General features: G+C 59.8%; 17 protein-coding genes and 1 other RNA gene. All 18 read left to right on the top strand.

Features of this window, described 5'->3' with window-relative positions; all coding sequences use genetic code 11:
• The first annotated feature begins 188 nt into the window (after positions 1 to 188).
• The 18 genes from ffs to AC07TV_RS12685 all read left to right on the top strand — a co-directional run bounded on the left by ffs (position 189) and on the right by AC07TV_RS12685 (position 19817).
• Positions 189 to 287, top strand: an RNA gene (gene ffs / locus AC07TV_RS12770) — signal recognition particle sRNA small type.
• 27 nt (positions 288 to 314) lie between these two features.
• Entirely contained in the window at positions 315 to 1922 is a 1608-nt protein-coding gene (dnaX, locus tag AC07TV_RS12765; protein ID WP_494648735.1) for a DNA polymerase III subunit gamma/tau, read from the top strand.
• Between the two features lie 12 nt (positions 1923 to 1934).
• Entirely contained in the window at positions 1935 to 2258 is a 324-nt protein-coding gene (locus tag AC07TV_RS12760) for a YbaB/EbfC family nucleoid-associated protein (protein WP_494648734.1), read from the top strand.
• Positions 2259 to 2261: 3 nt separating this feature from the next.
• Positions 2262 to 2861: a recombination mediator RecR gene (recR, locus tag AC07TV_RS12755; protein ID WP_494648733.1), complete on the top strand. Its 600-nt coding sequence runs from the start codon at positions 2262 to 2264 to the stop codon at positions 2859 to 2861.
• Positions 2862 to 2945: 84 nt separating this feature from the next.
• Positions 2946 to 3542: a ubiquinol-cytochrome c reductase iron-sulfur subunit gene (gene petA / locus AC07TV_RS12750; RefSeq protein ID WP_226404052.1), complete on the top strand. Its 597-nt coding sequence runs from the start codon at positions 2946 to 2948 to the stop codon at positions 3540 to 3542.
• A gap of 3 nt (positions 3543 to 3545) precedes the next feature.
• Entirely contained in the window at positions 3546 to 4847 is a 1302-nt protein-coding gene (locus AC07TV_RS12745; protein WP_494648732.1) for a cytochrome b, read from the top strand.
• A 13-nt stretch (positions 4848 to 4860) separates the two neighbouring features.
• A complete protein-coding gene (locus AC07TV_RS12740) occupies positions 4861 to 5580 on the top strand; it encodes a cytochrome c1 (RefSeq protein ID WP_494648731.1) in 720 nt (239 codons plus the stop codon).
• 83 nt (positions 5581 to 5663) lie between these two features.
• Positions 5664 to 6260: a glutathione S-transferase N-terminal domain-containing protein gene (locus AC07TV_RS12735; RefSeq protein ID WP_011286577.1), complete on the top strand. Its 597-nt coding sequence runs from the start codon at positions 5664 to 5666 to the stop codon at positions 6258 to 6260.
• A gap of 3 nt (positions 6261 to 6263) precedes the next feature.
• Positions 6264 to 6698: a ClpXP protease specificity-enhancing factor gene (locus tag AC07TV_RS12730; protein ID WP_494648730.1), complete on the top strand. Its 435-nt coding sequence runs from the start codon at positions 6264 to 6266 to the stop codon at positions 6696 to 6698.
• 127 nt (positions 6699 to 6825) lie between these two features.
• Entirely contained in the window at positions 6826 to 9549 is a 2724-nt protein-coding gene (locus AC07TV_RS12725; RefSeq protein WP_494648729.1) for a nitrate reductase, read from the top strand.
• Between the two features lie 18 nt (positions 9550 to 9567).
• On the top strand, positions 9568 to 10557 hold the full coding sequence (ybiB, locus tag AC07TV_RS12720; RefSeq protein ID WP_494648728.1) for a DNA-binding protein YbiB: 990 nt from the start codon (positions 9568 to 9570) through the stop codon (positions 10555 to 10557).
• Between the two features lie 306 nt (positions 10558 to 10863).
• A complete protein-coding gene (gene nirB, locus AC07TV_RS12715) occupies positions 10864 to 13320 on the top strand; it encodes a nitrite reductase large subunit NirB (protein ID WP_494648727.1) in 2457 nt (818 codons plus the stop codon).
• Positions 13321 to 13337: 17 nt separating this feature from the next.
• Positions 13338 to 13649: a nitrite reductase small subunit NirD gene (nirD, locus tag AC07TV_RS12710; protein WP_494648726.1), complete on the top strand. Its 312-nt coding sequence runs from the start codon at positions 13338 to 13340 to the stop codon at positions 13647 to 13649.
• Positions 13650 to 13778: 129 nt separating this feature from the next.
• A complete protein-coding gene (locus AC07TV_RS12705) occupies positions 13779 to 14591 on the top strand; it encodes a formate/nitrite transporter family protein (RefSeq protein ID WP_494648725.1) in 813 nt (270 codons plus the stop codon).
• A gap of 98 nt (positions 14592 to 14689) precedes the next feature.
• The gene (locus AC07TV_RS12700) at positions 14690 to 16417 is read left to right on the top strand and encodes a bifunctional protein-serine/threonine kinase/phosphatase (RefSeq protein ID WP_494648724.1); all 1728 of its coding nucleotides are present in this window, start codon (positions 14690 to 14692) and stop codon (positions 16415 to 16417) included.
• 45 nt (positions 16418 to 16462) lie between these two features.
• Entirely contained in the window at positions 16463 to 16894 is a 432-nt protein-coding gene (locus AC07TV_RS12695) for a hypothetical protein (protein ID WP_494648723.1), read from the top strand.
• Between the two features lie 216 nt (positions 16895 to 17110).
• Entirely contained in the window at positions 17111 to 18208 is a 1098-nt protein-coding gene (locus AC07TV_RS12690; RefSeq protein ID WP_494648722.1) for an Acg family FMN-binding oxidoreductase, read from the top strand.
• A gap of 394 nt (positions 18209 to 18602) precedes the next feature.
• A complete protein-coding gene (locus tag AC07TV_RS12685; protein WP_494648721.1) occupies positions 18603 to 19817 on the top strand; it encodes a nitrate/nitrite transporter in 1215 nt (404 codons plus the stop codon).

The following is a 19817-nucleotide window of genomic DNA, read 5'->3' as shown; positions in this document are numbered from 1 at the left end:
CAGGACCGTGAAACAGATGAGCGCCAATGATAGTGAGCTTCCGCTCGCGAAAGTAGGTCAACGCCAGACTCCCCATGAAAAAAGCCCCTCCCGGATTACCGGCGAGGGGCTTTAGCATTTGATCCCTCCGCAATGAATTCCATCCACATCATCAAATTATGGAATTGCACTGTGTTAGAATCCGCAGCGGCGGGTCTCCCCGCATTGCAGGGGGGTGAATCTGGTCAGGTCCGGAAGGAAGCAGCCACAGCTACTTACTGCAAGTGCCGGGGGTTAGGCTCGCCACTTTCATTTTCTGCATTGGTGTGGAGCGCATGAGTTATCAAGTTCTTGCGCGCAAGTGGCGGCCGCGCAATTTTTCTACGCTAGTTGGGCAGGAACATGTTGTTCGTGCGCTAACGCATGCGCTCTCTGAGCAGCGCTTGCACCACGCCTATCTTTTTACGGGTACTCGAGGGGTTGGGAAGACAACCATCGCGCGGATTCTGGCGAAATCGCTAAATTGCGAAGCCGGGATCACCGCTACACCTTGTGGTGTCTGTTCTGCTTGCCAAGAAATCGACAGTGGTAGATTTGTCGATTTGCTTGAGGTTGATGCGGCCACCAATACCCGGGTTGACGAGATGCGTCAGCTCCTTGAGAACGCGGTCTACGCGCCCACCCGGGGCCGCTTCAAAGTATATGTAATTGACGAGGTTCACATGCTTTCCAATTCAGCATTCAATGCGATGCTGAAGACTCTCGAAGAGCCTCCGGAGCATGTCAAATTTATTTTGGCGACAACCGACCCACAAAAAATTCCGGTGACGGTTCTTTCCCGTTGTCTGCAATTCAATTTGAAGCAGATGCCAGCGCTGGCTATAACCAAGCATCTAGGCCAAATTTTGCAGGCGGAGGAAATTCCTTTCGAGGCTCCGGCATTGACGTTAGTTGCACGTTCAGCGTCCGGGAGCATGCGTGATGCTCTTTCCTTGCTGGATCAGGCTATTGCGCACGGTGCGGGGAGGGTCGAAGAGGTTCTGGTGCGAAGCATGCTGGGTGCTGTCGATCAGGATTATCTGTTCAGTATTCTTGACGCGCTGCGGGGCGGTGATGCGTCGACTTTGCTACAGGTGGCGGCAGACCTTGAGGTGCGTAGTCTTTCATTTTCTTCAGCTTTGCAGGAACTGGGGGCATTGCTGACGCGTTTGCAGGTAGCTCAATGTGTTCCCGTCGCAATAGATGATGACGATCCTGATAGAGGAAGGTTGCTCCAGCTGGCGGCAGTGTTTTCGCCAGAGTTTGTTCAGTTGGCCTATCAAATTGTAAATGTCGGCAGAAATGAGCTGTCGACCGCGCCGGATGAATATGCGGGTTTTGTAATGACCTTGCTCAGGTTGCATGCGTTTCGCCCAAGCACCGTTGCTGACGTGCTTGTCGCGGTGACGCAGAAGAGCAGGCCGGTGGTCAGCGCCCATCCGTTACTCGTTGGTGCACCAGACGTTGCCCTTCGGGGCGAGCCAGTAGCGGCGGCACAATTGGCAGCGAAGCCGTTAGCATCCGGAGAGTCTGATTGGCATCAGATTGTGGCGTCGCTCCCATTGTCCGGGCTGGCCAGGGAGCTGGCGCAAAATTGTGAGCTAAGGAAACTTGGTGAAACTGAGTGCTTGTTGAGATTGTCGCCATCTCAGGGGCATCTGCAGATGAAACCGGGGCCTGACAAACTACAGCAGGCTTTGAGTGAATATTTTGGCCGCGCCATGAAGGTGCGGTTTGAGTTGGCTCAGAACGAATTGGATACCCCGGCCGAAACAGTGGGGCGTCAACGCCAAGAGCGACAGGATCATGCTGTAGCGTCAATTGCTCAGGATACTTTTATACGTGATGCGATCGAGTCCCTCGATGCATCGATTGTTGAATCATCCATTAAACCTATTGCGTAAGGGAGAGCGACGATGATGAAGGGTGGCTTGGCTGGCCTGATGAAACAGGCGCAGGCGATGCAGGAAAACATGAAAAAAGCCCAGGAACAACTTGCCCAGACTGAGATCGAGGGGGTTTCCGGGGCTGGCATGGTCAAGGTTGTAATGACAGGGGCGCATGAAGTGCGCAGAGTCAGTATTGATCCATCGGTGATGGATGACCGGGAAATGCTTGAGGATCTGATCGCCGCGGCGATGAACGATGCTGTTCGCCGTGGAGAGGCATTAAGTCAGGACAAGATGTCTGGCTTTACTTCGGGGCTAAATCTGCCGCCTGGCTTCAAGCTTCCCTTTTGATTAGTGAATCCCTCGGGGCTTGATTCGCTGATTGAAGCGCTGCGCTGCCTGCCAGGTGTCGGGCCAAAATCAGCTCAACGCATGGCATATCATCTGTTGCAGCATGACAGGAAGGGCGCTCAGCATTTGGGGGATGCCCTCCTGCATGCTTTGCAGTCAATTCGACATTGCCAACGCTGTAATACATTCACCGAGGCGGAGATATGCGAACGCTGCGCATCACCACGGCGCGATTCAAGTTTACTGTGCGTGGTCGAAACACCGGTTGACATGAACATGATGGAGCAGACCCAGAGTTATCAGGGGCTCTATTACGTGCTGATGGGCAAAATATCTCCCCTTGATGGCATAGGGCCAAAAGATATCGGACTTGATCGTCTCGTGGCCAGAGCTCTCGACGGTGTAGTGCGGGAGGTGATTTTGGCGACGAACTATACCAACGAGGGAGAAGCGACCGCCCATTACATCACAGCCATGCTTGGCTCCAAAGGGATTCGGGTGACCAGGATTGCCCGTGGCGTACCAGTGGGTGGTGAGCTGGAGTATGTCGATAGTGGCACCCTAGCGCAGGCATTTCGGGAGCGCAAGGCTTGTGGTGGGTGATATCCGGCTTTTATCGAGCCGTCCGATATCGTATAATTTAGCGTTTAATTTTTATCCCATCTAATTCCGTTAGGGGTCAGCGTAATGAGCAATCAAGGAAAAATGGACTGCGGACGGCGACGTCTGGTCGTTGCGACCGCAGCCGTGGGCGGGGCGGGCGCGGTTGCCGCACTCGTACCGTTCGTATCCAGCTTGCTTCCGTCCGAACGTGCCAAGGCTGCAGGCGCACCGGTCGAAGTGGATATCAGCAAGCTCGAACCGGGTCAGATGATGACCGTCGAGTGGCGTGGCAAGCCGGTGTGGATTATCAACCGCACCAAGGAGATGATGGATACGCTGCCCAAGCTGGCTGATGCGGTCGCTGATCCAAAGTCCGAGAAAAATCAGCAACCGGCTTATGCACAGAACGATACGCGCTCCATCAAGCCCGAAATCATGGTTGTTGTCGGTATCTGTACCCACTTAGGTTGCTCTCCGTCCCAGAAGTTCAAGGCCGGTACCGAAGAGGGAATGCCTGATGGCTGGCTGGGAGGCTTCCTGTGTCCTTGCCATGGTTCGACCTTCGACTTTGCTGGTCGTGTATACAAGTCGAAGCCTGCCCCGACCAACCTCGAAGTGCCGCCGCACGTGTATCTCGCCGATACCCGTATCATGATCGGCGAAGACAAGAAGGGAGCATAAGAAATGGCTGCTGGCAATTTCGAGAAATACAAATCAGACGGCTCACTGGCCGGTAACGCTCTGGAATGGGTTGATGCCCGTTTCCCGGCGACTTCCATGTGGAAGGGCCACCTGTCTGAGTACTACGCCCCGAAGAACTTCAACTTCTGGTATTTCTTCGGCTCTCTGGCGCTGCTGGTTCTGGTTATCCAGATCGTTACCGGCATCTTCCTGGTTATGCACTACAAGCCGGATGCCGCGCTGAACGCCAATGGTGTGCCAATTGCGTTTGCCTCGGTTGAATACATCATGCGTGATGTGTCGGGTGGGTGGCTGATTCGCTACATGCACTCCACCGGTGCTTCTGCCTTCTTCATCGTGGTCTATATGCACATGTTCCGTGGTCTTCTCTACGGTTCGTATCGCAAACCACGTGAGTTGACCTGGCTGTTCGGCGTGGGCATTTTCCTTTGCCTGATGGGTGAAGCCTTCTTTGGCTACCTGCTGCCATGGGGTCAGATGTCCTACTGGGGCGCTCAGGTTATTGTTAACCTGTTCTCGGCGATCCCTGTTATCGGTGGTGATCTGTCGCTGATCATTCGCGGCGACTTCGTTGTTGGCGATGCTACGCTGAATCGCTTCTTCTCCTTCCACGTGATTGCCTTCCCGCTCGTTCTGATCGGTTTGGTTGCTGCTCACGTCCTGGCCCTGCACGAAACCGGTTCGAACAACCCTGACGGCGTTGAAATCAAGGCCAACAAGGACGAAAACGGTATTCCGCGTGACGGCATCCCGTTCCATCCGTACTACACGGTCAAGGACATCGTTGGTGTTGTTGTCTTCCTGATGGTTTTCTCTGCCGTAATGTTCTGGGCACCGGAAGGTGGTGGTTACTTCCTGGAAACGCCGAACTTCTACCCGGCTGACCCCTTGAAGACACCGCCGCACATCGCTCCGGTCTGGTACTTCACGCCGTTCTACTCGATCCTGCGTGCGGTTACCTATCCGCTGTTCGGTCTCGATGCCAAGTTCTGGGGTGTGGTTGCCATGGGCGCTTCGGTGGTGATCTTCGCTTTCCTGCCTTGGCTCGATCGTAGCCCGGTCAAGTCGATCCGTTACCGTGGTCCGATCTACAAGACCTTGCTGACCATCTTTGTCATCTGCTTCTTCGTTCTTGGCTATCTGGGTACTCTGTCCCCGTCGCCGATGGGCGAACTGGTATCGCAGGTCTGTTCGGTGTTCTACTTCGGTTTCTTCCTCGCTATGCCGTGGTGGTCGCGGATGGACAAGTTCAAGCCGGTCCCCGACCGTGTGACGTTCAAGTGAGAGGATGACAAAAATGAAAAAATTCCTTATCGCCTTGCTCTTCGCGCCGATCATGGCGTTTGCCAGCGGTAACACCGCCCATATCGACAAGTGGCCTGGTTCGGTCAGCGACAAAGCAGCGTTGCAGAATGGTGCCAAGCTGTTCGTCAATTACTGCATGAACTGTCACGGTGCTTCCTACATGCGCTACAAGAACTTGCTGGATCTCGGTCTGACCGAGCAGCAGGTCAAGGAAAACCTGATGTTCACGTCCGACAAGATCGGTGAACTGATGCGTGTTGCCGCCCGTTCCGACGAGCAGAAACAGTGGTTCGGTGCTACACCCCCGGATCTGACCATCATTGCCCGGGCCCGTGGCGAAGCCGGCAATGCCGGTGCCGGTGCGGACTGGCTCTACACCTATCTGCGTTCCTTCTATCGTGATGCCAACCGTCCGACAGGCTGGAACAACACGGTGTTCGAGAATGTCGGCATGCCGCATGTTCTGTACGGCCTGCAAGGCCAGCAAGTGATGAATCACGAAACGCACAAGCTGGAATTGGCAGTACCGGGCTCGATGGCACCGGCTGAATTCGACAAGTCGGTTTCCGATCTGGTCGGTTTCATGGTCTGGATGGGCGAACCGCAGCAAGAATATCGCCGCACTCTGGGCTGGTTCGTTCTGGCCTTCCTGGCAGTTCTCTTTGTTGTCGCCTACGCGCTCAAGAAGGAATACTGGAAAGACATTCACTGATCCTTCCTGGATCAGCTAACGGCATCGCGGGTTTGGCTCTGGCCGGCCCCCGATGCCGAATCTCATTTTGAGGGTTACCACAAATGATGAACCTCTACTCGGGCACCACCTGCCCCTTTAGTCACCGTTGCCGGATTGTCCTGTTCGAAAAGGGCATGGATTTTCAGGTTATCGACGTCGACATGTTCAACAAGCCGGAAGAAATGGCGGCGATCAACCCGCACAATCGTGTGCCGGTTCTGGTCGAACGTGATCTGGTCCTGTTTGAGCCGAATATCATCAACGAATACATCGACGAGCGTTTTCCGCATCCGCAACTGATGCCGGCCGACCCGATCATGCGTGCCCGTGCCCGCCAGCTGCTGGTCGGCATGGAGCGGGAAATCTTTTCGTTCATGGAAGTGATTGAGAAGAACGGCAAGACGGCCGACAAGGCTCGTCAGGAAATCAAGGCTCGTCTGACTGAAATCGTGCCGATCTTCAACAAGCAGAAATTCATGCTGGGCGATGAGTTCTCCATGCTTGACGTGGCCATTGCCCCGCTGCTCTGGCGTCTCGACCATTACGGCATCGACCTTGGCAAGGCGGCTGCACCGCTCATGAAGTACGCCGAGCGCATTTTCAGTCGTCAGGGTTTCATCGATGCGCTGACTCCGTCCGAAAAGGCAATGCGCAAGTAAGGCATGGAACTTCCGTCCACCAAGCCTTACCTCCTGCGCGCCATCTGGGAATGGTGCTGTGACAATGGTTTCACACCGTATATCGCGGTTGAGGTCGATGAGCGCACCCGCGTCCCGCGCGAGTTTGTTCGCGACGGCCAGATTGTGCTGAATCTGGGGCCGGATGCGACCAAAAAATTGCTGATCGGAAACGATTTCATCGATTTTCAGGCCCGTTTTGGTGGTGTTGCCCGTGACCTGTCTGTGCCGGTCGAGCGTGTTTCGGCAATCTATGCACGCGAAAACGGTGCAGGAATGGCATTTGAGGTGGATGGCGCCGAGGATGAAGGGACAGCCGAATTCATCGATGCCGGCGAGTCTGCGGTGGAGCCCGAAGAGCCGCCGCCCGAGCCGCCACGCCCAGAAGCAGGGCGTCCATGGCTGCAACGCATCAAATAGGGACGCAAGCTGCGGTTGACGCACTAAAAAGGGGAAATTCCACAAAGGGATTTCCCCTTTTGTCATGCAAGTCCATGATTTTTCAACTTGGCATAGCTGTTGCTCAAGCCAAGCCGGAAGGAAAATCATGCGAACTGAAGTCAAGTCTACCTGTTGCTACTGCGGAGTTGGTTGTGGCGTACTCATTGAAACCGAGAATGGTGCTATCACCGGACTGAGGGGCGATCCCGCGCACCCGGCCAATCGCGGCCGTTTGTGTACGAAAGGTGCGACGCTGAATCAGACAGTCAATCCGACCTATCGCCTGCAGTTCCCCGAAAAGCGTGCAAACCGCGGCGGGGCGGGCCAACGCCTTGGCTGGGAGGGCGCGCTGGACGAAGCCGCCGAGCGTTTCGCTGCCACCATTAAGCAATATGGCCCGGATTCGGTTGCCTTCTACATATCCGGCCAGTTGCTGACCGAGGATTATTACGTTTTCAACAAGCTGGCCAAGGGGCTGATCGGCACCAACAATGTCGATACCAATTCACGCCTCTGCATGTCCTCGGCCGTTGCCGGCTACAAGCAGACGCTGGGCGCCGATGCGCCGCCGTGCAGCTATGCCGACATCCTGCAGGCCAAGGTGATTTTCATCAGCGGTGCCAATCCGGCCATCGCGCACCCGATTGTGTTTCGCTACATCGAAGATGCGAAGGCGGCCAATCCTGACCTCAAGGTTATCGTCGCCGATCCCCGCCGCACGGAAAGCGCGGAGATTGCCGACCTGCATTTGTCGATCAAACCGGGCAGCGACATCGCGCTGTTCAACGGCATGCTGCATGTGCTCATCGCTGAGGGCATGGTTGATCACGGCTATGTCGAAGCCCACACCAACGGTTTCGAGGCGCTCGCCGACATCGTCAAAAATTACTCGCCAGACAAGGTTGCCGATCTCTGTGGCGTACCAGCCGAGGCCATCGTTCAGGCGGCGCGCTGGTTCGGCGCCAGCGACGCCTCGCTGTCGCTCTATTGTCAGGGACTCAACCAGTCGTCCCACGGCACCCACAACAACGCTGGCATCATTCACCTGCACCTTGCGACGGGCCAGATCGGCAAGCCGGGGGCCGGTCCGTTCTCGCTGACCGGCCAGCCGAATGCCATGGGCGGACGCGAAGTTGGCGGCTTGGCCAATTTGCTGTCGGCCCACCGTGACCTGGCCAACCCCGAGCATCGGGCTGAGGTTGCTCGCTTGTGGGGCGTTCCTGAGGTGCCGGCAAAACCTGGAAAGTCTGCGGTCGACCTGTTCAAAGCACTCAAAACCGGCGAAATCAAGGCCGTCTGGATCGCCTGCACCAATCCGGCCCAGTCGTTGCCGAATCAGGCGGCCGTCCGTGAAGCCTTGCTCGCCGCCGAATACGTCGTGTTGCAGGAAACCTATGGCAATACCGACACCGCCGATTACGCCGATTTGCTGCTACCGGCCAGTGGCTGGGGCGAAAAGCATGGCACGGTAACTAATTCCGAACGCTGCATCACGCGCCTCCAGCCAGCCATTCAGGCACCTGGCGAGGCACGTCACGACTGGGAAATCGTCGTCGATTTCGCCCGCCGACTGGGTGAAAAGCTGGGGCGTACCGACGCCGGGCGCTTGTTCCCCTACGCCAACCCCGAAGATATCTTCAACGAGCACCGGGAAAGTACGCGCGGGCGCGATCTCGACATCACTGGCTTGTCCTATGCCGTGCTCGAAGCGCAGGGGCCGCAGCAATGGCCGTATCCGGAAGGTGCCAGTATTGGCAAGGTCCGCCTCTACGAGGATGGACGTTTTCCGACAGCCGATGGCAAGGCGCGCTTTGTCGCCATCGAACATCAGCCAACGGCCGAACTGACGACGCCCGAGCGGCCGATCAGCCTGCTTTCCGGTCGCATGCGCGATCAATGGCACGGTATGAGCCGCACCGGCACCGTGCCGCGCCTGTTCAATCTTGAAGACGAACCGCTGCTCGCCATGCATCCTTGCGACATGCGGCATCGTGGGCTGGAGTCGGGCGATTTGGCCAAAGTGAACAATGGCCGCGGCGAGATGGTCGTCCGTATAGCCGAGCGTCCCGGGCTGGCCAAAGGCCGGGCGTGGATGCCGATGCATTGGGGCAGCCAGTTCATGAATACGCCGGGTACCAATGCGCTGAGCTCGGATGCCATCGACCCCTATTCGTTACAGCCCGAGCTGAAGCATGCCGCTGTCCAGATCATCAAGGCCGAGTTGTCCTACCCGCTGGCTGTAGTTCGTCGCTGCACCAGCCAATCGGAGGCGCTGGAACTACTTCAGCGGGCCCGCGCTGTTCTGGCGGATTATCCGTATGCCAACGTCGGCCTGTATGGCCGGACCACGCCGCTGGTCGTCTTCCGCGCCGCCTGTGCCGGGCCGGCGGCGGATGCCGAGATCTTTGCGCTGGATCGCCTCTTCGGGCTGGATGGCGAGGAGGGGGCCATTCTCTATGCTGACCCGACGCGCCGGATCAGCAAGAAGGCCATTGCCCAGCAAGGCCGCCTGCTTGGCGTCCGGCTGGCCGGCGAGACGCTGGCCCTGGCGTGGTTGCGGCAGGCGATGGCCGAGGATGAACTCGATGTCAGCCTGATCCGCTTCGCTCTGGCGCCGTCGGCCAAGCCGCCGGTGAGCATGGTGGCACGCAACATCGTCTGCAAATGCGCTGATGTCAGCGATGTGCAGATTCACCAGGAACTGGAGAAAGGGGCTGATCTGCCGCAACTCCAGAAGAGCTTGAAATGCGGAACGTTCTGCGGTTCATGTGTGCCGGATATCAAGCGCATGGTGGCAGAGCATCCCCCCAGAATCGCAGCTGCGGCTTGACCGCAACCGGAGGAGACAGTGAGCTACGGACAATTCATCAAGGAGATCGGACGCGGCGCCCAGGGCGCGCGTGATCTGCCGCGCGACGATGCGCAGCAGATTTACGCGGCAATGCTCGACGGCGGCGTGCCGGATCTCGAAATGGGTGCAATCATCCTTGGCCTGCGCGTCAAGGGCGAATCGCTCGACGAAATGCTCGGCTTCATGGACGCCACAGCCGAGCGCACGCACCGTCTCGACATGCCGCACGGCCGCGTTCGGCCGGTTGCCCTGCCGACCTACAACGGGGGCCGCAAGGAAGCCAACCTGACGCCACTGCTCGCCTTGCTGCTCCAGCGCTTTGGCGTGCCGGTCGTGGTCCATGGCCTGTTGGAGGGTTTTGGCCGGGTAACCACGGCGCACATTTTTCGCGAGCTGGGCATCATGCCCGTCGCCTCGACGACGCAGGCGCAGATCGCCCTCGAAGAGAAAGGGCTGGCCTTCCTGCCGCTCAACGCGCTGTGCCCGGGCATCCACAACCTGCTCGGCCTGCGCAGCCGCCTTGGCGTGCGCAACAGCGCGCACAGTCTGGTCAAACTGATCAACCCCTTCCACGGCGATGCTGTCCTCGTCGCGCCAGCGACCCATCCAGAATTTATCGATCTGATGCGCGACATCCTGCTCGCCCGTGGCGACCGTGCGTTGCTCCTGCGCGGCACCGAGGGTGAGCCCTTTGCCAATCCGAAGCGCCGGCCGCGCCTTGAGTTCATCCACGACGGCGGCGTTGACACCCTGTTCGAGGCCGAGCACGAGAGCCTGCGCGCCTTGCCAAATCTGCCGGAGGCCAACGATGCGGTGAGCACGGCAAAATGGATTCGACGCATTCTCGACAAGCAGGCCCCGCTGCCCAAACCGCTCGCCAACCAACTGGCCTGCCTGCTCTACGCCAGCGGTTATGCCGAGGATTTCAACCAGGCCAAGGCTATCGTCGCCGTTGAAGCAACCGGCCTGATCATCGGCGGCAACTGAGCGGCGCCAACAAAATGCTTCTGGCGTCGTTGAACCGCCTCGCCAGAACCGCTTCGCTGCATTTTGTGAGCGCCTCCAATTTGATTCTGCACCGCTCTGGAGCCGCTTGCCCCGCCTTGGTGCGCGATTGCCACGGTCAACCCGAAAAAACGCCTAAAAATCAAACATCTGATCAGCTGGCACGCTGATTGCAATAACCCTGCAGGTACAGCGAATCAACCGCCAACGTCGGCGGTTCGATGGCAACGACGTCATGCGCTGAAGTAAATTTTGCACCCTCGGGTGCGCGCAACGTTGGAGTCAACCATGAGCACAACCGCTGTCAAACCTCGTCTCGTCCTGATCGGCAACGGCATGGCCGGTGTCCGCACCATCGAAGAACTGCTGAAGATCGCCCCGGATCATTACGACATCACCATCTTCGGCGCCGAGCCGCACCCGAACTACAACCGCATCCTGCTTTCTCCGGTCCTCGCCGGTGAAATGACCATTTCCGAGATCGTTCTCAACGAACTCGACTGGTACAAGGAAAAGGGCATCACGCTGCACACCGGCAAGCAGATCAAGACCATCGACCGCGTCAAGCGCAAGGTCATCGCCGAAGATGGCACCGAAGAAAGCTACGACCGCCTGCTCATCGCCACCGGCTCGACGCCCTTCATGCTGCCCATTCCCGGCAATGACCTGCCCGGCGTCATCGGTTATCGCGACATCAAGGATACCGATGAGATGATCGAAACCGCCCGCCTGCACAAGCATGCGGTGGTCATCGGCGGCGGCCTGCTCGGCCTGGAAGCCGCCAATGGCCTCAAGCTGCGCGGCATGGATGTGACGGTCGTGCATCTCGGGCCGTGGCTGCTCGAGCGTCAGCTCGACGAAGTCGCCGCCAAAATGCTGCAGAAGTCGCTTGAAGACAAGGGGCTCAAGTTCCTGCTCCAGAAGCAGACGGAAATGCTCGTCCAGGGCGAGTCCGGTCGCGTCGCCGCCGTGCGTTTCAAGGACGGCATGACCATCCCGGCTGACCTCGTTGTCATGGCCGCCGGCATCCGCCCGAACTACGCGCTGGCTGAGAAATCCGGCATCTACTGCAACCGCGGCATCGTGGTGAACGACACGATGCAGACCTACGACCCGAAGGTGTACGCCGTCGGCGAGTGCGTCAGCCACCGCGGCATTGCCTACGGCCTGGTTGCCCCGCTCTTCGAGCAGGCCAAGGTCGCGGCCAATCATCTCGCCGGCTACGGCATCGGCCGCTACACCGGTTCGGTGACCTCGACCAAGCTCAAGGTCACCGGTATCGACCTGTTCTCGGCCGGCGACTACATGGGGGGCGAGGGCACCGAAGAAATCCTGCTCAACGACCCGCACGGCGGCGTCTACAAAAAACTGGTGATCAAGGACAACAAGCTGGTCGGCGGCGTCATGTACGGCGATACGGCCGACGGCCCGTGGTATTTCCAGCTGCTCAAGGATGGCCGCGACATCCACGATATCCGCGACTCGCTGATCTTCGGCCAGTCGCTGGTCGGCGACGTCGGCCACGCCGGCAACAGCAAGGCGGCTTCGATGCCCGACAGCGCCGAAGTCTGCGGCTGCAACGGCATCACCAAGGGCGTCATCGTGCAGGCCATCAAGGCCAAGGGATTGTTCACGCTCGACGAGGTCAAGAAGCACACCAAGGCGGCGTCTTCCTGCGGTTCCTGCGCCGGTCTGGTCGAGCAGATTCTCGCTTCGACCATCGGTGGCGCCTACACGCCGGCCGCTTCCGACAAGAAGCCGATGTGCGGCTGCACCGAGCACTCGCACGACAAGGTCCGCAAGCTGATCCGCGACGAGCACCTGACGAGCAAGGAAACGGTTTTCGCCGAACTCGGCTGGACGACGCCGAACGGCTGCGACAAGTGCCGCCCGGCCATCAACTACTACCTGATCTCGACCTGGCCGCACGAGGCGAAGGACGATCCGCAGTCGCGCTTCATCAACGAACGCGCCCACGCCAACATTCAGAAGGACGGCACCTACTCGGTCGTCCCGCGCATGTGGGGCGGCCTGACCAATCCGAAAGAGCTGCGCGCCATCGCCGATGCCGCCGAGAAGTACAACGTGCCGACCGTGAAAGTCACCGGCGGCCAGCGTATCGACCTGCTCGGCATCAAGAAGGAAGACCTGCCCGGCATCTGGGCCGACCTCAACGCCGCCGGCATGGTCTCCGGCCACGCCTACGGCAAGTCGATCCGCACCGTGAAGACCTGCGTCGGCATGGAACACTGCCGTTTCGGCACGCAACTGGCCATGTCGATGGGCGTCAAGCTCGAAAAAATGCTGTTCGACATGTACGCCCCGCACAAGGTCAAGCTCGCCGTCTCCGGCTGCCCGCGCAACTGCGCCGAAGCCGGCATCAAGGACGTCGGCGTGATCGGTGTCGATTCCGGCTACGAGCTGTACGTCGGTGGCAACGGCGGCATCAAGACCGAGGTTGCCCAGTTCCTGTGCAAGGTGAAATCCGACGAAGAGGTCATGGAATATTCCGGCGCCTTCCTCCAGCTCTACCGCCTCGAAGGCTGGTACCTCGAGCGCACCTGCCACTGGCTGGAACGCGTCGGGCTGGATTACGTGAAAGGCAAGATCGTCGAGGACGAAGAAGGCCGCAAGGCGCTCTACGCCGAGCTGCTCGACTCGCTGAAGGATGCCAAGGACCCGTGGGCGACTTCGCGCGAAGAGGGCCCCGTCAAGCAATTCATCCCCATCATGGTCGAAGCCTGAAAACCGAGGACAGAAAAATGAGCAACTGGAAACTGATCTGCAAACTGGAAGACATCCCGCAACTCGGCTCGCGCCTCGTCCATTGGGAAGAGCGCGGCAAGATCGCCGTCTTCCGTACCTCCGACGACGAAGTTTTCGCCCTGCACGACAAATGCCCGCATAAGGGCGGCCCGCTGTCGCAAGGCATCGTGCACGGCAAACGCGTCACCTGTCCGCTGCATGGCTGGAATATCGGTCTCGAAGACGGCCAGGCCGTGGCGCCGGACGTTGGCGGCTGCAAGAAGTTCGAAGTCAAGGTCGAGAACGGCCAGGTCTTCATGGCCGCCTGAGCGGCCAACGCATGAACAGGGCCGGCAGCGTAGCCGGCCCGGCCAATCCCAATGGTGGGATTCAGGCCCCTTGGTCTCAAGCAGACCCGGGCGCTTTCAAAACAAACCAAATCCGAAAAGGAAACCACCATGGCCTATCTGGCACCCACCGAATTCGTCACGAAAATGATTGACGCTGGCGAATCGAAAATTTTCATGTCCACCCGCGATACCCTGATTCGCGCCTACATGGCCGGCGCCATCCTGGCGCTTGCCGCCGCCTTCGCCGTCACTGTCACCGTGCAGACCGGCCAGCCGCTGGTTGGCGCCATGCTGTTCCCGGTCGGCTTCATCCTGCTTTACCTGCTCGGTTTCGACCTGCTCACCGGCGTCTTTACGCTGTGCCCGCTGGCGCTGATCGACAAGCGTCCGGGCGTCACCGTCGGCGGCATCCTGCGTAACTGGGGGCTGGTCTTCGTCGGCAACTTCGGCGGCGCGCTGAGCGTGGCGATCATGATGGCGGTCATCTGGACTTTCGGCTTCACCGAGGCCCCCAATGCCGTTGCCCAGAAGATCGGCACCATCGGCGAAGGCCGTACCGTCGGTTATGCCGCGCACGGTGCCGCCGGCATGCTGACCCTGTTCATTCGCGGCGTGCTGTGCAACTGGATGGTGTCCACCGGCGTCGTCTGCGCCATGATCTGCACCAACGTGACCGGCAAGGTCGTCGCCATGTGGATGCCGATCATGGTCTTCTTCTACATGGGTTTCGAGCACTCGATCGTCAACATGTTCCTCTTTCCGTCCGGTCTCATGCTCGGCGGCAACTTCTCGATCTACGACTACATGGTGTGGAACGAAATTCCGACCGTGCTCGGCAATCTGGTCGGCGGCATCGCCTTCGTCGGTCTGACCCTGTACTCAACCCACGTGCGCACCGCCCCGAAGCGTAACGCCTACTGATCGGCGCGGAATTGCAGCACAGTCCCCGGCGACGGTCGGGGGCTGATTTCAATTTTGGCCGGAATTTCCGGTTGACCGTAGCAGAGGCAAGGGGCGCCATGAGCCGTCATCTGAAAGTCGCCATCGGGCAGTATTCCGACCGGGGGCGCAAGGAACTCAACCAGGATTTCCATGGTGTCGCCATTCCCGGAGAACCGCAACGCTCGGCCAAGGGCATCGCGATCGCGCTGGCCGACGGCATCTCGAGCAGCGCGGTCAGCCAGGAGGCCGCGCAGTCGGCGGTGACGGGTTTTCTCGAAGACTATTACTGCACTTCGGACGCCTGGTCGGTCAGGAAGTCCGGCCAGCACGTGCTCAGTGCCACCAACTCCTGGCTCCATTCGCAGACCCAGCAAAGCCATCACCGCTATGACCGCGAGCGCGGCTACGTGTGCACCTTCAGCGCGGTCGTCATCAAGTCCACGACGGCGCATCTCTTTCACGTCGGCGACGCCCGCATCTACCGCCTGCGCGGCAGCGAGCTGACGCAACTGACCGAAGACCACCGCGTCCGGGTCTCATCGGTCCAGAGCTACCTGGCTCGCGCCCTGGGCATGGACCGCAATGTCGATATCGACTACGACGCGCAGCAACTCGCCGTCGGCGACCTGCTGTTGCTCGCTACCGACGGCGTCTATGAATACGTCGACGCCGCCTGCATTCTTGGCGCCATCGCCGGTAGCGCCGATCTCGATGCTGCGGCCCGGGGCATCGCCGAGGCGGCCCTGCAGCGCGGCAGCCCCGACAACTTGACCATCCAGCTCGTGCGCATTGAGGTCCTCCCCGATCCCGAAGCCAACGAAGTCTACCGCCAGCTTGCCGACCTGCCGTGCCCGCCCTTGCTCGACGCCCGGGCCGAGTTCGAGGGCTACCAGATCGTCCGCGTCATCAAGCACAGCGCCCGCAGCCACATCTACCTCGCGGTCGACCGCGAAACCGGCGAGCGGGTCGTGATCAAGACCCCGTCTACCGACATGCAGGCCAACCCAGCCGCGCTCGAACGTTTCCTGCTCGAAGAGTGGATCGCCCGCCGCATCAACAGCGCGCACGTCCTCAAACCCTGTGCCCACACCCGCCAGCGCCAGTCGATCTACGTCGTCAGCGAATACATCGAAGGGCAGACGCTGACGCAATGGATGATCGACAACCCGCGGCCCGAACTGGCCGTCGTGCGCGGCCTCCTCGAACAGATCGCCAAGGGCCTGCAGGCCTTCCACCGGCTGGAAATGGTCTATCAGGACCTCAAGCCCGACAACATCATGATCGACACCACGGGCACCGTGAAAATCATCGATTTCGGCGCCACCCGTGTCGCCGGCATCGAGGAAATCACCACCGCCGTCGACCAGATCAACCTGCTCGGCGCCGCCCTCTACGCCGCGCCGGAATACTTCCTCGGCGAGCCGGGCAGCGCCCGCTCAGACTTCTACTCGCTCGGCGTCATCGCCTACCAGATGCTGTCCGGCGGCTTCCCCTACGGCACGGAAGTCCCCAAGTCGCGCACCAAATCGGCGCAGAAAAAACTGGCCTACAAAAGCGTGCTCAGCGAAGAACGCGAAATCCCCGCCTGGATCGACGACGCCCTCCGCAAAGCCGTCGACCCCGACCCCTTCGCCCGCTACGAAGAGCTTTCCGAGTTCATCTACGACCTCCACCACCCGAACCGGATTTTCCTCAACAAAACCAAACCGCCGCTCATTGAGCGCAACCCGGTGATCTTCTGGAAAAGCGTGTCGTTTGTGCTGATGCTGGGGCTCATCGTTGTCAGTACCGTTCGCTTTCACTAACCCGGGCAGCCGCCCCGCAGCCATCTCAAGGACACCCCGAAACCAATGTCTTTTTCAGGTCATCGCAAAATAAATCGTCTGCTCGGCGCCGAACTTGGCATCAGCGAGCCGGAAGAAGTGCACATCATGCTGATTCCGCATCTTCATCTCTCGCTCCTGCTGGCCAGCGGCGAATGGAATAACCTCCATGTCGCCTCGGTCGCCGGCGTCTTCAACGTTGCCCTGGCTCTGGCCTACATCAACAAGGACAGGCGCTCGATCAATTTCTACAGCGGCATCCAGGACATGCTGCTGGCCATCGCCAACGGCCAGCAGTTCGGTGATGCCGAGAAGCGGCGTTTGCGGACGGTGTTTTCCGAAGCCGACAAATACGTCTGCGCCCAGCGCAAGACCGATATCCTGACGGCAATCCGGATGGTCGAGTACCAGATCCAGCACGCTCCGCCGGAGACCGTCATTCGTCCAGATGCAGCTTGAGGGGCCCTGGCTCACGGCTTAGTCAGCGCGTAATCAGGGACAACCCCGATATTTTGGGTGTCAAAGCAGTCTTGCTGCGCCTCTTCTGCGGTCGACCCGAAAAAAGCCCTGAAAATGAAATGCCCTCTTCCTGCGTTCGCTATCGAACAGAGCCGATAATTGGTAGAGAATATGTTGGTGGTATTCGCGGTTTATTCATACTGAGCGGGGCATGCCATGTTGAGACGCAGACAGTTTGTCGTGGGCGCGGGTGCGTTGGCGGTTGCGGGGCCATTGCTGGTGGGCTGTTCGACGGACTCGCCGGTTGAGGCTGCGGCTCGCCGCCTTCGTCGCCCGGTGGCGGTGGGCGCCAGCGACCACGCGCTGCTGCTTGGTGAACTGGTGCGCCAAGCCACGCTGGCACCATCGAGCCATAACACGCAGTGCTGGAAGTTTCGGGTTCAGGATGGCTTGATCACCATCGCGCCGGATTTTTCGCGGCGCTGCCCGGCGGTCGATCCGGATGACCATCACCTGTTTGTCTCGCTGGGCTGCGCTACCGAAAATCTGGCGCACGCTGCCCTGGCCAACGGGCTGCAGGCCGGCACCAGCTTCGATCCGGCCGGGGATGGTGAGGTTGTTGTGCGACTGGAGGCGACCAAGGCCCATGCCTCGCCGCTGTTTCAGGCGATTGCCGAGCGGCAGTGCACGCGTGGTGACTACGATGGCCGGCCGCTGTCCAGCGCGGAGCTTCGCTTGCTTGAACAAGCCGGCAGCGGCAATGGGATGCGCCTACTGTTGCTGACTGAGCGGTCGGCGATGGAGACGGTTCTCGACTACGTGGTAGCCGCCAACACGGCGCAAATAGATGATCCGGCCTTCGTCGAGGAATTGAAAATGTGGATTCGCTTCAGCCATGACGAAGCGATTCGGACTGGCGATGGCCTGTTCGCCGGCGCCACGGGCAACCCGGCCGTGCCGCGCTGGTTGGGCAGCCCGATGATGGAGCTGTTCTTCACGGCAAAATCCGAAAACGAGCGCTATGCCCGGCAAATTCGCAATTCGGCCGGCATCGCCGTGTTCGTTTCGGAGGCCAGCGACAAGGCGCATTGGGTGGAAACCGGCCGCTGCTATGAGCGCTTCGCCTTGCAGGCGACGGCGCTGGGCATTCGCAATGCGCTCCTCAACCAACCGGTCGAGGTCACCGCGCTGCGGCCGCAGTTCGCCGCGGCCATCGGTCTGGGCGACCGGCGACCTGATCTGGTCGTGCGCTTCGGCCGCGGTCCGGGCATGCCCTTGTCCATGCGGCGGCCGGTTCACTCCGTTCTGGTCTGAGCCGGAGAAATTTGAGTACAGCCGGGTTGTTTCGACGCGGCAGGAGCATCGAACTGCGAGACCGCCAGAGGCGGATGGTTACGTAACCGGGGATGCGACGCCCATGGTCAACGGGGTAAAACGCAAACAACGGCCAAAAATAAAATGGCACAGGTAGGAAATGCTGCACCGCAATGGAAATGCGCGCGCTATTTTGGTGCGGGTGTCCTGCACTGTTTTGTCCATGCCCTCAATAAATCAGTGGTTTATTGCCTTGGCACGCAGCTTGCGAAGCAAGTCCATCACAGCGATTTTCCGCCAACGAGGGTGGGCTGATGGCGATGACGCCATGCGCTGAAGCAAGCCATCCTCCCTCAACGACCGTTCCCACGGTCAACCCGGAAAATTATCCAAAATGGACAAGAAATCATTCCTGCAGGCCGGCCACACGCCGACGCTGCTCGCTGCGTTCCTCTACTTCGACCTTGCCTTCATGGTCTGGGTCATCCTCGGCCCGCTCGGCGTCGGCATTGCCAAGGATCTCGGTCTGTCGCATGCGGAAAAGGGCATGATGGTCGCCACCCCAGTGCTGGCCGGCGCGCTGTTGCGCATCATCATGGGCATTCTGGTTGATCGCCTGTCGCCCAAGAAGGCAGCGATCATCGGGCAGGTCATCGTGATCGCCGCCATGACCTACGCCTGGCAGGTCGGCGTGCATTCCTACGCCGAAGTGCTGATCCTCGGCCTCTTTCTTGGCGTCGCCGGCGCTTCCTTCGCCGCCGCCTTGCCGCTTGCCTCGCGCTGGTATCCGGCCGAGCATCAAGGCACGGCGATGGGCATTGCCGGGGCCGGCAACTCGGGCACGGCGCTGGCGGCGCTGTTCGCCCCCGGACTGGCGGCTGCTTTCGGGTGGACCAACGTTTTCGGCATCGTGCTCATTCCGCTCGTGCTTGTCCTGATCGTCTTCGTCTTCATGGCCAAGGATGCACCGGATGCGCCGCCGCCCAAGACTTTCGCCGAATACCTCAAGGTCCTCAAGGACAAGGATGCCTGGTGGTTCATGTTCTTCTATTCAGTCACCTTCGGCGGCTTCGTCGGCCTGGCCTCGTCGCTGGTCATCTACTTCAACACCCAGTACGGTCTTGATCCGAAGATGGCCGGCTTCTTCACCGCCGGTTGCGTTTTTGCCGGTTCGCTGGTGCGGCCGATTGGCGGCAACGTGGCTGACCGCATCGGCGGCGTCAAATCGCTGTCGGTGATGTATGTCTTCGCCGCCATCTTCCTGGCCATCGTCAGCTTCGGCCTGCCCGAAGCGTGGATGGCGCTGGCCGCCTTCGTCGGCGCCATGCTCGCCCTCGGCATGGGCAATGGCGCCGTGTTCCAGCTCGTGCCACAGCGCTTCCGCAAGGAAATCGGCGTGATGACCGGGCTGGTCGGCATGGCCGGTGGTGTCGGCGGCTTCTACCTGGCCTCCAGCCTGGGCTACTCGAAGCAACTGACCGGGACTTACCAGGCCGGCTTCCTCATTTTTGCCGCCCTGGCCGTCTTCGCGCTGGTCGGCCTGACCAGCGTCAAGACCCGCTGGCGGACGACCTGGGGCGCCAGCCACCTGACCGCAGCCAAGATCTGA

The sequence above is a fragment of the Azonexus sp. GW821-FHT04F04 genome (assembly GCF_059420025.1).
This window is presented reverse-complemented; position numbering and strand designations above follow the sequence as displayed.